The 13,766-nt window shown below is 66.6% G+C and carries 11 protein-coding genes; 4 read left to right on the top strand and 7 right to left on the bottom strand.

Annotated elements, in window-relative coordinates; translation table 11 throughout:
- Positions 1–4: 4 nt before the first annotated feature.
- The 4 genes from SBI20_RS10235 to SBI20_RS10220 are packed head-to-tail and all read right to left on the bottom strand — an operon-like array spanning position 5 to position 4,285.
- Positions 5–1,411 (bottom strand): amidase, encoded by a 1,407-nt coding sequence (locus SBI20_RS10235; RefSeq protein ID WP_317974938.1) that lies wholly within the window; start codon positions 1,409–1,411, stop codon positions 5–7.
- Positions 1,412–1,453: 42 nt separating this feature from the next.
- Positions 1,454–2,863, bottom strand: coding sequence for a sodium:solute symporter family protein (locus SBI20_RS10230; RefSeq protein WP_317974937.1), 1,410 nt, complete (start codon positions 2,861–2,863; stop codon positions 1,454–1,456).
- Positions 2,860–3,111 (bottom strand): hypothetical protein, encoded by a 252-nt coding sequence (locus SBI20_RS10225; protein ID WP_317974936.1) that lies wholly within the window; start codon positions 3,109–3,111, stop codon positions 2,860–2,862. Before SBI20_RS10225 ends, SBI20_RS10230 begins: the two co-directional genes overlap by 4 nt.
- A gap of 40 nt (positions 3,112–3,151) precedes the next feature.
- Positions 3,152–4,285, bottom strand: coding sequence for a P1 family peptidase (locus tag SBI20_RS10220; protein ID WP_317974935.1), 1,134 nt, complete (start codon positions 4,283–4,285; stop codon positions 3,152–3,154).
- Between the two features lie 497 nt (positions 4,286–4,782).
- On the opposite strand from SBI20_RS10220, the gene SBI20_RS10215 reads away from it, so the two are divergent.
- Both SBI20_RS10215 and SBI20_RS10210 read left to right on the top strand, forming a co-directional pair.
- A complete protein-coding gene (locus SBI20_RS10215) occupies positions 4,783–7,008 on the top strand; it encodes a TonB-dependent receptor (RefSeq protein WP_317974934.1) in 2,226 nt (741 codons plus the stop codon).
- Positions 7,009–7,202: 194 nt separating this feature from the next.
- Positions 7,203–7,634 carry a CBS domain-containing protein gene (locus SBI20_RS10210; RefSeq protein WP_317974933.1) on the top strand — a complete coding sequence of 144 codons (432 nt, stop codon included), beginning with the start codon at positions 7,203–7,205 and terminating at the stop codon, positions 7,632–7,634.
- Between the two features lie 193 nt (positions 7,635–7,827).
- Here the strand turns inward: SBI20_RS10210 and SBI20_RS10205 are convergent, their stop codons facing one another.
- Together SBI20_RS10205 and SBI20_RS10200 are read right to left on the bottom strand one after the other, a co-directional pair.
- Positions 7,828–8,538: a DUF1013 domain-containing protein gene (locus tag SBI20_RS10205; protein WP_317974932.1), complete on the bottom strand. Its 711-nt coding sequence runs from the start codon at positions 8,536–8,538 to the stop codon at positions 7,828–7,830.
- Between the two features lie 200 nt (positions 8,539–8,738).
- A complete protein-coding gene (locus SBI20_RS10200) occupies positions 8,739–9,740 on the bottom strand; it encodes an NAD(P)H-quinone oxidoreductase (protein WP_317974931.1) in 1,002 nt (333 codons plus the stop codon).
- A 100-nt stretch (positions 9,741–9,840) separates the two neighbouring features.
- On the opposite strand from SBI20_RS10200, the gene SBI20_RS10195 reads away from it, so the two are divergent.
- A complete protein-coding gene (locus SBI20_RS10195) occupies positions 9,841–10,101 on the top strand; it encodes a DUF1192 domain-containing protein (RefSeq protein ID WP_317974930.1) in 261 nt (86 codons plus the stop codon).
- Positions 10,102–10,341: 240 nt separating this feature from the next.
- Positions 10,342–12,708: an ATP-dependent Clp protease ATP-binding subunit ClpA gene (clpA, locus tag SBI20_RS10190; protein WP_317974929.1), complete on the top strand. Its 2,367-nt coding sequence runs from the start codon at positions 10,342–10,344 to the stop codon at positions 12,706–12,708.
- A 90-nt stretch (positions 12,709–12,798) separates the two neighbouring features.
- On the opposite strand, the gene SBI20_RS10185 is transcribed toward clpA, so the two are convergent.
- The gene (locus tag SBI20_RS10185; RefSeq protein ID WP_317974928.1) at positions 12,799–13,755 is read right to left on the bottom strand and encodes a helix-turn-helix domain-containing protein; all 957 of its coding nucleotides are present in this window, start codon (positions 13,753–13,755) and stop codon (positions 12,799–12,801) included.
- Positions 13,756–13,766 lie beyond the last annotated feature (11 nt).

The following is a 13,766-nucleotide window of genomic DNA, read 5'->3' as shown; positions in this document are numbered from 1 at the left end:
CGGATCAGCCCTGAACCCCCTGTTCGAGGCTGAGCGGCCAGGGCCGCTGGGGCCCGCGCGCCTGTTCGTACCAGCGCGAGGCGCGCAGCACGTCCATGTCGGCAAAGCGGCGGCCCACGATCTGGAGCCCGATCGGCAGCCCTTCGGCGCTATAGCCGCAGTTGATCGAACTGGCGGGCTGTTCGGTCATGTTGAAGGGCACGGTAAAGCCGATATGGTCGAACGGGCGCGCCGGGTCGTTGGTCGGCGAGGGCAGGTCGGCGGCAAAGGCGGGCATCGGCGCGACCGGCGAGAGCAGCAGGTCACAGGACTGATAGGCCCGCCCGCGTTCGCGCATCTGCATGATCTGGTCAAAGCCGGTGTAGACGTCCAGCCCGGTGTACCCCGCCGCCGGTTCGACCCAGGCGCGGATATAGGGCAGGATCTTTTCATAGCGTTCGGGGGGCAGGTCTTTCGTTTCGGCCCAGAAGCGCGTGCGCCAGAACCGGTCGAGCCCGTCGAGCATGGCCGGGGTCATGAACGGGGCGACCGGCTCGACATGGGCGCCGCCCGCCTCGAATAGGCGCGCGGCCTCCTCGATGGCGGCAACCACGTCGGGTTCGGGCGCCGCGCCGCAGCCCGCATCGAGCATGAGGCCGATGCGCAGGCCCTTCACGTCGGCATCGAGGTCCATCCACGGCAGCATTTCGGGCGGCAGGTCCATGAAATCGCGCGGGTCGGGGCCGCTGAGCGCGGTCATCATCATCGCTGCATCGCTGACCGTGCGGGTCATCGGCCCGGCAACGCGGCCGATATAGGGCGGGTCGATGGGGATGCGCCCGTTGCTCGGCTTGAGGGCAAAGATGCCGCACCACCCGGCGGGCAGGCGCACCGAGCCGCCGATATCGGTGCCAACGTGGAACGGGCCATAGCCTGCCGCCGCCGCCGCGCCCGCCCCGGCGCTCGATCCGCCCGGATTGCGCGTGATGTCCCACGGATTGCGAGCCAGCTTGTGGAAGCTCGACAGGCCCGAGGACAACATGCCGTAATCGGGCACGGTGGTCTTGGCAAAGGCGATGCAACCGGCCTCGTTCAGGCGCGCGGCGGGCGGGGCATCGGCGGTCTGAGGGACGAGTTCGGTGGCGGCGGTGCCGACCGGCTTGGGGCAGCCCTGGGTGGCGATCAGTTCCTTGAGGGTGACGGGAATGCCGTCGAGCGGGCTGCGCGCGGTGCCTGCGTGCCAGCGGCGTTCGCTGGCGCGCGCGCCTTCCATCGCGGCTTGCGCATCGAGCGCCCATGTCGCGCAGAGCACGGGCTCGAGCCGCTCCACCCGTGCCAGCACATCGGCCATCACCTCGACCGGAGACAGCGCCCGCGTCGCAAAGGCGCGGGACAGTTCCGCTCCACTCAGATCGGCCAGTTCTTCGCGCATGCGTGCTCCTATCCGGTTGCAGGGTGTCAGATAAAGAGGGCGTCAGTCCCGCCCGATGATCGCGCGGCCTCCCTCGCGCGGCCAGAGCGCCGTGCAGGCGGCGACTACCAGCGCATTGATCGCAAGGCCGATCAGGCCGGGGTTGATCCCGCCCGGCGAGATGCCCGCCAGACGGACCCAGACGATGAACACCCCCGCCGCCCCGATCCCGGCCAGAACCCCGCGCGCGGGCATCCGGGCGACCAGCAGCGCCCCGACAAAGCCCGGCAGGGTCTGGACGATGCCGAAGTAGAACACGTTGTTGAGCGTGGCGATCAGCGGTACTTTGGCCTGCGTGGCGAGGATCGAGAGCGCGAGGAACACCGCGATGACCACCTTCGACCAGCCCTGTTGCGCGCGATTGCCGAGGCCGGGCACGAGGTTGCGCGTGAACAGCGGCGCAATCGCGAGGCACACGCTCGACAGGATCATCAGCCCCGAAAGCACCACCGCCGCCATGACCAGCCCGACCACCCAGCCCGGCAGCAGCGCCATGGCGACGGCCAGAAACACGAAATCGGGCCGGGGCACGGCAATGCCATGGCGCTGCGCGAAATAGGCGACCACCATCAGCAGCGGGAACATGACCATGTAGAGTGGGGCGATCACTTGCGCGCGCTGGATCGCGCGGGGATCGCGGGCCGAGAAGATGAAGGCCCAGTTCTGCGGGATCATCGCAAAGCCCACCGCTTGCAACAGGATCGTGCTGATCGCGAAAGGCAGGCCCCCGCCCGCTGCCGGGGGGAGCGAGGGGGCTGCCGCTGCTGTCCCTGCGCCAGCCCCGTTCCAGTGGGTAATCGCCAGCGCGCCCACCAGCAGGATCGAGCCGAGCATCAGCACGTCCTTGAGCACGGCCACAAAGGCCGAGGCGCGCAGGCCCGCCAGCGCCACATAGGCAAACGTGAGCAGCCCCGCCGCGCCCAGCAGGGCCATGACCGGCGCCTGTGGCACGAGGGCGGCCAGCACCAGTTTCATGCCGAGGAACTGCATCGTCCCGATCGGCACGAGCAGCACGATGGCCCCCGCCGCGATCAGGATTTCGAGCGCCCGGCTGTCGAAATGGGCGCGGAAGAAATCGGGGATCGTCGCCGATCCATAGAGGCTGCCCGCCCGCCAGATCCACGGGCCCAGAAAATAGAGGCAGGGCCCGGCCAGCAGGATATAGCCGAAGAACCACAGCACGAAGCTGTCCCCCCCGGCATAGACTCCGCCGGGAAAACCCAGCATCGTGGCAATCGAATACGTCTCGCCCACCGAGAGGAAGAAGAACAGCAGCGCGCCGAACTGGCCGCCGGCCACGAAGAACGCGCGGGCGTCGTCGTGGCCCTGACCTTGCCCCCGCTTGTGCCCGCGCCGCGCCCACAGCGCAATCCCGAGCGAGAGCGCCATGATCAGGACAAAACTGGCGATCATGCCCGGTCGTCTTCCGCAGGGGGCCCGGCGGTGAAGCGATAGCACAGCGCCAGACAGACGCTGGTGACCGGGGCGCAGGCAAAAAGGCACCAGATGCGCAAGTCGATGCCCAGCCAGCGACCGGCATCGGCGGGCACGGCGAGCGCCGAGAGCAGCACCAGCGCGAGCGGCAGCAGCAGCCCCAGCGCAATGGCCCAGCGCGGCGGCGCGGCTGTCGTGGCGCCGCGCTGTCGATGGCGATGGGTCATGGGCGGTCCTTCACCTGAGAGGGCCTCACCAGAAAGGGCCTCACCGGGCAGGCAGCATCGACCAGGTCAGCACCTTCGATCCGGGCGGCGGGGTGGCGGCAAAGACGCCGCGGGCAATGGCGCGGGCCAGCGTGTCGGCGGCGATCGCCCCGGCCTTGAGCACGGCGATCGTGCGCGGTTCCCTGGGCTGGATGCGGCCCGTGCAGATGGCGAAGACGACATCGCCATCGAACGGGGTGTGAACCGGACGGATCGCGCGCGCGAGGCCATCCTGCGCCATGATCGCCACGCGCTTCATCTCGTCGGCGGTCAGGTCGAGGTCGGTGGCGATGCAGGCGATGGTGGTGTTCTCGCGCGCGGCGGCGCCCTTGGTATGCCCCCATTCCTCGGGCCCCACGCGCATGGGCAGCGGGGTGAGCCCACCGAATTCGTTGCCGATCTCGAACGGGGCGGCCCAGAACTGGCGCGTCCCGGGCAGCACGGTCGAGCCCATCGAATTGACCGCGACGATGGCGCCCACGGTGAACCCGTCGCTCGCCACGCACGAGGCCGAGCCCAGCCCACCCTTGAGCCCGCCCGCCATCGCGCCATAGCCCGCGCCCGAGGTGCCCAGCGCGAATGTCTCGCCGACGGCGGCCAGCGCCTGCGCGCCCAGCTCGCGATAGGGGGGCTCGGCTCCCCAGTTCTTGTTGCCGCCATTGGCAAGGTCATAGAGGATCGCGGCGGGCACGATGGGCGAGACCGGCACGCCCGCATGGGCCATGCCGCCATAACCGATCCCGCGCGCGCCCAGATGCGCCGCCACGCCATCGGCTGTGGCCAGCCCCCACGACGAGCCGCCCGAAAGCACGATGGCATTGGCCGCATGGACGAGGTTGTAGCCATCAAGCGCATCGCTTTCGCGCGTGCCGGGGCCGCCACCGCGCACGTCGATGGCCGCGGTCGAGAGCTTGTCGGCCAGGATCACGGTGGCGCCGGTGCGCACGTCGGCGTCCTGCGCGCAGCCCACGGTGATGCCGGCCACGTCGGTGATCAGGTTGCGCGGGCCGGTGCGGCCCAGCATGGCGGTTGCGGCGGGAGGTGTCTTGGTGGGCGCGGCCTGTGCCACGGCGCCCGGCGCCAGCGCGGCGGCGCCCAGCATGCCGCTTCCCTTGAGGAGATCGCGTCGGTTCATCGTGGGTTCCTTCGGGTCTGGGCCGTCGCAGGCCGCAAGGTTTGGAGACTGGCGGGCATGCTGCGAATAGAAATCGTGTCTCCCGCACTCGCAAGCCTGTTTTTTGTCCTGTTTTTCCGTTGCATCCGATAGCGGATATTGATCATCATGATTCCCTGTCGAGGCAGGAACTGCGGCCCTGAACCGTCCTCCGATTGCGCGGCCCGAAATGCCGGGCGGGAAATAACGGTCTTGCAGGACAGGGCGCTTGCCCACACTCTGTTGGGTATCGGGGCCGGTCCTGCAACAGGGGCAAAGAGACCGGTGCAAAAATCCCGAACTGCACTTTCATAATCGGAACAACTGCATAAGCGAACTGGCCCGGTTGTCGCAAGGTGGTGCGAGGCGCCATGCCGGCTATCCGGGCCAGAGGGAGAGCGCCCGAAGGGCATCCTCTGAACAGGGGGGGCACCCTGCCTGCATCATCGGGCAGGCGGGATAACAGGAGGGAGCCAGCCATGATGCGTTCGACGTACGGTACGGCCATGTGTGCCGCCATGAGTGCCATTGCGTGGGGTCTTGCCGCACCGGCCATGGCCGAAACGGCATCAGCCGATGCCGGGGCGGAGCCGGAAGCCCCGGCATCTTCCCCGATCGTCGTCACCGCCCAGCACCGCGAACAGTCGGCGCAGGATGTGGGCATCGCGCTGAGCGTGGTGGGGCAGGACATGCTCCGCGAACGCGGGATCACCAACGTCAACCAGTTGCAGGATGCTGTCCCTGCGCTTCAGGTCGAACCGGCCTTTGGCGGCGGCGCGCCCCAGTTCCGCCTGCGCGGCGTGGGCTTTCAGGACTATGCCTCGAACAATTCGCCCACGGTCGGCGTCTATGTGAACGAAGTGGCCTACCCGGTCCCGATCATGACCCAGGGGCTGATCTTCGACGTGGCGCGGGTGGAGGTGCTGCGCGGGCCGCAGGGCACGCTCTATGGCCGCAACACGACCGGCGGCGCGATCAATTTCGTGACCAACCGCCCGACCGATACGCTCCATGCGGGCGGCACCCTCGAATATGGCCGGTTCGGCGCCTTCAATGGCGAGGCCTATGTCTCGGGCCCCTTGGCCGACGGGGTCTCGCTGCGTCTGGCGGGCGCGACGCAGCAGGGCGGGGCCTTCCAGCATAACCGCGATACCGGCGCCTCGCTGGGCGATGCCAACCGCTGGGGCGGACGCGCGCTGTTGCAGGTGGCGCCGCGCGGCAGCGGGCTCACGATGCTGCTCGATTTCCACTATGGCCGCGACACGTCCGAGGCGACCGGGCTCTACCTGCTCAACCCGCTGCACACGCGGGGCGGGGCCGGGCCGACGATTCCGGCCGATACGGATCGCAACGCGACCGGCTGGGGTGTCTCGCCCCAGCTCATCGCCGATACCGACCTGACCGCCCGTTCCAAGCCGGGCGTCAACAACCGCACCTGGGGCGTCTCGGCCAATGTGGCCTACGATTTCGGGCCGGTCACGTTCACCAGCATCACCTCCTACGACTGGCTCAGCCGCGAACAGTTCGGCGACTGGGACGCCAGCGCCTCGATCGAGGCGGACACGTTCTTCGGTTCGAAGGTCAAGGTCTTCGCGCAGGAGGCGCGGCTGAGCAATTCGAAGCCCGGCCCGCTGACCTGGGTGGCCGGGGTCTATTATTCGCAGCAGCATCTGAACGAGCGCTATTTTTCCGACTTCCTCGATATTTACGGCACCTATGCGCGGGTCAATTATGCGCAGGCGGTCGAGTCGGTCAGCGTGTTCGGCCAGGCCGAATACCAGTTCACCCCCCGGCTGCGCGCGATCCTGGGCATGCGCTACGAACATGAAACGCGCGCGCTCGACGGCTTTGGCAGCGCCTTTGGCGGGGCCACCGCACTGCCGCCGACATCGGTGGACACCGCGATGGACCCGTTCACCGGCAAGGTCGCGCTGCAATATACGCCCGCGGCCCATGTCATGGTCTATGCCTCGGCCAGCCGGGGCACCAAGTCGGGCGGGTTCACCACCTACAACACCGGCAATTCCTCGGGCATTCAGCCGTTCAGGCCGGAAAAGATCAACGCCTACGAAGTGGGCTTCAAGGCCAACCCCTTGCCCATCGTCCAGATCAATGGATCGGCGTATTATTACGACTATCACGACCAGCAGGTGCTCTCGGCGGTCTGGGGCGCCAACGGGCCGGTGGGGCGCTTCACCAATGCCGACAAGTCGCGCGTGCTGGGTGGCGAGCTGGAACTCGTGCTGACCCCGGTCAAGGGGCTCTCGATCAACCAGTACCTGAGCTATAGCGAGGGCAAGTACCTCGATTTCCAGGATCTCGACGTGGCCGCCTCGCGCGCGGCGGGCGGGCCGGTCTATACCGACAAGTCGCATACCCCGATTCCCTTCCCCCAGTGGTCGTGGGGTGGCGGGCTCAGCTATGCCCGGCCCGTGGCCGGATTCGTGGTGACGCCTTCCACGACGTTCACCTATCGCTCGAAATACCCTTCGTGGCTGGGCACGACCTATGACATCGGCGCCTATGTGGTGATCAACGCCGAGCTGTCGCTGGCCCCGGCCAACGGCAAGTGGAATCTGGCGCTGTGGGGACGCAACATCTTCAACGAGAAGTACGATCTCACGCGCAACTTCTTCACCAGCGCCGATATTGCCCAGCCCGCCCGCCCTGCGAGCTATGGCGTGCGCTTCAGCGTGAACTATTGAAGGGGAGGGGGGCGCATGGCACCAAGGTCGCTCTTGCGGGCTTGACTGTGGTGGGGCCTGAAAGGCGCGTGAACGCAAGGGCTGCGCCAATACCTAGGTCTTCGGGATAGCTCTTGCCCTTCGCCCGGAACGTGTCATGATCCATGTGAACACGAGGAGGTCAAAACCACCCGTCGGGAAGAGGAGCCAGCATCATGACCATTGCTCGATTGATCGATGATCGTAACGGACAAGTATGGGCCATCCATGCCGCAGACACGGTGGCCGACGCTATTGAAGTCCTGACCGCACACAAGATCGGTGCATTGCCCGTTCTCGACGGGAATGGCCCGGTGGCCGGTGTTTTTTCCGAACGTGACGTGATCAGGGCGCTCAAGGACCATGGCGACGATGCGTTGCGTCTGCCGGTCAGCGCGGTGATGACCGCTTCGGTGGTGACGGTCACGCCCGACATCGCGGTCATGGACGCCCTTGCCCTGATGACTCACCGCCGGTTCCGCCACCTGCCGGTGATCGAGAACGGGAAGATGGTGGCCTTCATCTCGATCGGCGATCTGGTGAAGCATCGTCTCGACCGGATCGAGGCCGAGGCGGACGCCATGCGCAGCTATATCCAGTCGGCCTGATCGCGCTCTATTTCCCCTCCGTCAGCCCTTCGGGCTGCCACCTCCCCGCAAGCGGGGAGGACCGCAAGATCCTCCCCATGAAATGGGGAGGTGGCAGGCCGAAGGCCTGACGGAGGGGCGGGAATAAACAAAAAAGGCCGCCCGCATCGCTGCGGACGGCCTTTTTTGTGTTTTGCTACAGGGCCGAACGGGCTCAGCTGTCCGAGATGCCCTCGGCGCGGCGGGCTTCCAGCCAGGCCATGGCTTCGGCGTGCTGGGCCGCTTCGGACAGGGCCTTGGTGTGGGCCTCGCGCTCGGCGCGCAGTTCCTCGATCAGGGCGTCGCGGTCGGAGCCGAGGCGGTCGGTGCCCGGCAGTTCCTCGTCCGCCGGGGCGCCGGCGCGCTTGGACGCCTTGCTCACCAGCATGTCGAGTTCGCGCTGCGAGCACAGGCCCAGCGTCACCGGGTCCTTGGGGTTGATGTTGCCGATGTTCCAGTGGCTGCGGTCGCGAATCGCCGCGATCGTCGTGCGCGTGGTGCCGATCAGCTTGCCGATCTGCGCATCGGAGATTTCCGGGTGGTGGCGCAGGATCCAGGCGATGCCGTCGGGCTTGTCCTGGCGCTTGGACACCGGGGTGTAGCGCGGGCCCTTGGTGCGGCTCACGGCGAGCGGCGCGCGCTGCATCTTCAGGCGATATTCGGGGCTGGTCTGGCCGCGGTCGATTTCGGCCTGGGTCAGTTCGCCCGAGTGCAGCGGGTTGCGCCCGGTATACTTGGCGCCGGCCAGATCGTCGGCCATGGCCTGCACTTCGAGGATGTGCAGCCCGCAGAATTCGGCGATCTGCTCGAAAGTCAGCGCCGTATTGTCGACAAGCCACGAAGCGGTGGCATGCGGCATCAGCGGATACGTGGGCTGGTTGCTCACGGCGGTGGTCCTCTTGTTGTCCCGGTGCCCAGATTTGCACGAGACAAAGCGTGGGCGAAAGGGCCGAAATCAGCGCGGAAACAATAAGGGCCGCCCCATCGCGGAGCGGCCACTCTTGCGCGACGATGTAAGCCAGCAGGCGTCAAACGGCAAGGTCTTTTGCGCGAGGCGGGCGTGATTGCCCGCATTTCGGAGCCTTTTCAGGCCACCGCGAGCACGATCTTGCCGATATGAGTGCCTGCTTCCATTCGCGTGTGGGCGGCGGCGGCCTCTTCCAGGGCGAAGGCCTGGTCCATGATCGGGCGCAGCTTGCCCTGGGCGACCAGCGGCCAGACCGTCTGGAGGATTTCTGCCGTGAGCAGGGCCTTGAAGCTGTCGGAGCGCGCGCGCAGCGTCGATCCGGTGAGGGTGAGGCGCCGGGTCATGACCTGGGCCATGTTGATCTGGGCCTTGACCCCGCCCTGAACCGCGATGGTCACATGGCGGCCATCCATGGCCAGGCACTTCATGTTGCGCGCGACATAGTCGCCCGCCACCATGTCGAGCACGATCTCCACGCCCTTGCCGCCGGTGATCGCCTTGACTTCCTCGACGAAATCGCTGGCCTTGTAGTCGATGGCATGGTCCGCGCCGATGCGCAGGGCCGCCGCGCACTTGTCCGGCCCGCCGCAGGTGACGATGACGGTCAGCCCGAACAGCTTGCCCAGCATGATCGCCATCGAGCCGATGCCGCTGGTGCCGCCGTGGACCAGCAGGGTTTCCCCCTCGCAGGCCCAGCCGCGCTCGAACACGTTGTGCCAGACGGTGAACAGCGTTTCGGGCAGGGCGGCGGCCTGGTCGAGCGGAAGGCTCTCGGGCACGGGCAGGCAGTGATCGGCCCGGGCGAGGCAATATTGGGCATAGCCCCCGCCCGAGACCAGCGCGCAGACCTGCTGGCCGGGAACAAGGCTGGTTACCCCTTCGCCCAGCGCGGCAACGGTGCCTGCGATTTCCAGGCCGGGAATCGGCGAGGCGCCCGGCGGGGCCGGATAGAACCCCTGTCGCTGGACCACATCGGGACGGTTGACCCCGGCAAAGGCGACCCGGACCAGCACTTGTCCGGGGCCGGGCACGGGCACAGGCAATGTTTCGGGGCGCAGCACATCGGGTGCGCCCGGGGCTTCGAAGCCTACGGCAGTCATCGTGGCGGGCAGTTTCAGCATCGTGCCGTCCTCAGGTTCCACGTCATTTTCGCTTAACGCACAGCCCTACCCATGCACCCGGTTGACAGCAAGCGTTTGCCGTCCAACATTATGCATTGCAATGGACGCAGACGACCTTCCGCGCCGAAAGGGCGATTTGGTCAGCCAACTGGCGACCCAGCCGCTCGACTCGCTGTCAGTGGACGAGCTGTCCTTGCGCATCACCCTGCTTGAAGCCGAGATCGCCCGGACCCGCGCCCATCGCGAGAAGGCCGGGCGCACCCGTGCCGCTGCCGAGGCCCTGTTCGGGGCGCCGCCTCCTGCTCCCCCCTCTTCTGCCCCGCCACCTCCTGTCTGCCAGACCGGGGGAACCGGACGATGAGGATGGCCGCCCTTCACCTTGCGGGGCGGCGTCCCCATATAGGCTGTGTGGCTCTGGTGGCGCAGCCGGTTTCAGGCCGGGCGGCCATGAACCCTTTTTGCGCGATTCAATCCTGCGTGAATACCGACAGGTTCGGTTTGGCCAGGGTTAACCATCGCCATGCTTTTCTCCCGCAAGGGGAACCATCCCGTGGCGGAATTCTTCCGTCATGGTCCAAAGTGAGCCCAAGAAAGCGAGCCTATGCCCAGTTTCGCCCAGAGCCTCGAGAAAACGTTGCACAGCGCCCTCGCCAATGCGTCGGAGCGCAGCCATGAATACGCGACGCTCGAACATCTCCTGCTTGCCCTGATCGACGATCCGGACGCGGCGCAGGTGATGCAGGCCTGTGGCGTGGATCTTGGCGACCTGGGTGACGTGGTGCGCCAGTACCTCGACCAGGAATACCAGTCGCTCAAGACCGCCGAAAAGGCCGATCCGCAGCCCACCGCCGGATTCCAGCGCGTGATCCAGCGCGCGATCCTCCATGTCCAGTCCTCGGGCAAGGACACGGTCACGGGCGCCAATGTGCTGGTCGCGCTGTTCTCCGAACGCGATTCCTATGCGGTCTATTTCCTCCAGCAGCAGGACATGAGCCGCCTCGACGCGGTCAGCTATATCAGCCACGGGATCGGCAAGGGCGGCCGCCAGAGCGGTTCGGCCACCTCGTCCAAGCCCGAGGAAGAAGCCCCCAAGCCCGAGGAAAAGGCCGAGGCCAAGAGCGGCAGCAAGAAGGATTCGGCGCTCGACCAGTTCTGCGTCAACCTCAACGAGAAGGCGCTTTCGGGCAAGGTCGATCCGCTGATCGGGCGCGGGCCGGAGGTCGACCGCACGATCCAGATCCTGTGCCGCCGCTCGAAGAACAACCCGCTCTATGTCGGGGATCCGGGCGTGGGCAAGACGGCGATCGCCGAGGGCCTTGCGCGCAAGATCGTCGAGGGTGAAGTGCCCGAGGTGCTGACCAAGGCGGTGATCTATTCGCTCGACATGGGCAGCCTGCTGGCTGGCACGCGCTATCGCGGTGATTTCGAGGAGCGCCTCAAGCAGGTCGTTTCCGAACTCGAAAAGATGCCCCACGCGATCCTGTTCATCGACGAGATCCACACCGTGATCGGTGCGGGGGCGACCAGCGGCGGGGCGATGGACGCCTCGAACCTCCTGAAGCCCGCGCTCTCGGGCGGGACGATCCGCTGCATCGGTTCGACCACCTACAAGGAGTTCCGCAACCACTTCGAGAAGGACCGCGCCCTGCTGCGCCGGTTCCAGAAGATCGACGTGAACGAACCGAGCGTGGAAGACACGATCAAGATCCTGAAAGGTCTGCGCACGGCCTTCGAGGAACACCACAAGGTCAAGTACACGCCCGAGGCGATCAAGACCGCGGTCGAGCTTTCGGCGCGCTACATCAACGACCGCAAGCTGCCCGACAAGGCGATCGACGTGATCGACGAAGTGGGCGCGATGCAGATGCTGGTGCCGCCCTCGAAGCGCAAGAAGACGATCACCGCGCGCGAGATCGAGGCCGTGATCGCGACGATGGCACGCATCCCGCCCAAGTCGGTCAGTTCGGACGACAAGAAGGTGCTCGAACATCTCGAACGCGATTTGAAGCGTCTGGTGTTCGGTCAGGACAAGGCCATCGAGGTGCTCTCGAGCGCCATGAAGCTGAGCCGTGCGGGCCTGCGCGATCCCGACAAGCCGATCGGCTCGTTCCTGTTCTCGGGGCCCACCGGCGTCGGCAAGACCGAAGTGGCGCGCTCCCTTGCGCAGATCATGGGCATTCCGCTCCAGCGGTTCGACATGTCCGAATATATGGAGCGTCACTCGGTCAGCCGCCTGATCGGGGCTCCTCCGGGCTATGTCGGCTTTGACCAGGGCGGTCTGCTCACCGATGCCATCGACCAGCAGCCGCACTGCGTCCTGCTGCTCGACGAAATCGAGAAGGCGCACCCCGACCTGTTCAACATCCTGTTGCAGGTCATGGACAATGGCCGCCTGACCGACCACCACGGCAAGACCGTCGATTTCCGCAATGTGGTCCTGATCATGACCACCAATGCGGGCGCTTCGGACATGGCCAAGCAGGGGATCGGGTTTGGCGACGTGTCCAAGCAGGACGCTGGCGACGAAGCGGTCAAGAACCTGTTCACGCCCGAGTTCCGCAACCGTCTCGATGCGATCGTGCCGTTTGGCTATCTGCCGCCCGAAGTCGTCAGCCGCGTGGTCGACAAGTTCGTCCTCCAGCTCGAACTCCAGCTGGCCGAACAGAACGTCCACATCCAGTTCGATGGCGACGCACGCGCCTGGCTGGCCAAGAAGGGCTATGACCGCCTCTATGGTGCGCGGCCCATGGCCCGCCTCATCCAGGAGCGCGTCAAGAAGCCGCTGGCCGAAGAACTGCTGTTCGGCAAGCTGGCCAATGGCGGCGAGGTCCATGTCAGTCTCAAGGATGCCGGTTCGGGCGATGCGGGGCTCAGCTTCGAACTGACCCCGGCGGCGCCCAAGCTGGTCAAGAAGAAGGCCAGCAAGCGCAAGGCGAGCGATACCACGACCGAACCGAACGCCGAATAAGTCCGGCGCGCGATCGGCGCGGAAGGCCACATGAAACGGGCGGGGAAGCGCAAGCTTCTCCGCCCTTTCGCATGGCCCACTCTTGCAAGGTCATTGCCAGGGGCGCAGGCCGCCCGGCGCGATGCGTTCGGACATTTCGAGGCGGCGCGACTGGCGGTTTTCGAGGCTGAGCGTCATCAGCGGCTGGGGCGTGTTGATGAACTGGCGCGGCGACATGCCGAACATCGCGGTGAATTCGCGGATCAGGTGGCTCTGGTCGTAGTAGCGCAGGGCGAGCGTCTCGGCCTCGGCCTCGTCGGCGACGCCGCGCAAGTGGCTGGCCATGTCGAGCGCGCGGGCGCGGCGCAGCACGTGCTTGGGGGTGATTCCGAAATCGCGCCGGACGATCCGTTCGAGGCGGCGCTGCTCGATCCCCGATTGCTCGACGAAATCGGCTACGAGGATGGCCGGATCGGCGAGGGCTGCCGCCTCGAACCGGGCGGTGACCGGATCGGGCTCGTGCCCGCCCTGCCGGGCGATCATGGCGCGCAGGGCCTCCTCCATGGCCACGCACCAGTCCTCGGGCGAGGCATCGGGGGTGAACAGGCCGAGGCTTTTTTCCGAGGCCAGGCCGACCGTTTCGATCGGGGTGATCCGGTCGACCAGATCAGGCACGGCAATGCGGAACAGCGCATGGCAGGCGCCGGGGCGCAAGACCACGCCCACGCTTGAAAAAGGGCCCTTGACGCCAATGGGCATCCGTCTGGTGTTGGGGCCGAAAAACAGCGCCGACCGGCCCACGGCAATTCCGCCGTCGCGAGTCTGCGCGGTCCAGTCGCCGCGCAACTGGATGCGGATGCACGAGGTGTCGTTCAGCAGTCCGCATTGCAGGGCATAGTCGTCAGGGGCATCGACCACGGTCACGTAGAAACGACCGATCCACGGCGCCAGATCGGCCGCCGGGGCGCGGTTGAAGGACAAGGGCTGGCCCTTGCGCGTCACGCCATTGGCCGGTGCGATGGCCGGATCGACAGCCGGAGCGGCAACCGGCGTGCTCTTGCGATTCATATCCCGTGCGC

Origin of the sequence: Novosphingobium sp. IK01 (genome assembly GCF_033242265.1) — a bacterium.
Classification (GTDB): domain Bacteria; phylum Pseudomonadota; class Alphaproteobacteria; order Sphingomonadales; family Sphingomonadaceae; genus Novosphingobium; species Novosphingobium pituita.
This window is presented reverse-complemented; position numbering and strand designations above follow the sequence as displayed.

Coding starts and splice junctions, on each gene's coding strand:
- SBI20_RS10195 (WP_317974930.1), top strand. CDS start 9,841: ATGGACGCAGACGACCTTCCGCGCCGAAAGGGCGATTTGGTCAGCCAA.
- SBI20_RS10185 (WP_317974928.1), bottom strand. CDS start 13,755: ATGAATCGCAAGAGCACGCCGGTTGCCGCTCCGGCTGTCGATCCGGCC.
- SBI20_RS10220 (WP_317974935.1), bottom strand. CDS start 4,285: ATGAACCGACGCGATCTCCTCAAGGGAAGCGGCATGCTGGGCGCCGCC.
- SBI20_RS10230 (WP_317974937.1), bottom strand. CDS start 2,863: ATGATCGCCAGTTTTGTCCTGATCATGGCGCTCTCGCTCGGGATTGCG.
- SBI20_RS10210 (WP_317974933.1), top strand. CDS start 7,203: ATGACCATTGCTCGATTGATCGATGATCGTAACGGACAAGTATGGGCC.
- SBI20_RS10225 (WP_317974936.1), bottom strand. CDS start 3,111: ATGACCCATCGCCATCGACAGCGCGGCGCCACGACAGCCGCGCCGCCG.
- clpA (WP_317974929.1), top strand. CDS start 10,342: ATGCCCAGTTTCGCCCAGAGCCTCGAGAAAACGTTGCACAGCGCCCTC.
- SBI20_RS10235 (WP_317974938.1), bottom strand. CDS start 1,411: ATGCGCGAAGAACTGGCCGATCTGAGTGGAGCGGAACTGTCCCGCGCC.
- SBI20_RS10215 (WP_317974934.1), top strand. CDS start 4,783: ATGATGCGTTCGACGTACGGTACGGCCATGTGTGCCGCCATGAGTGCC.
- SBI20_RS10200 (WP_317974931.1), bottom strand. CDS start 9,740: ATGCTGAAACTGCCCGCCACGATGACTGCCGTAGGCTTCGAAGCCCCG.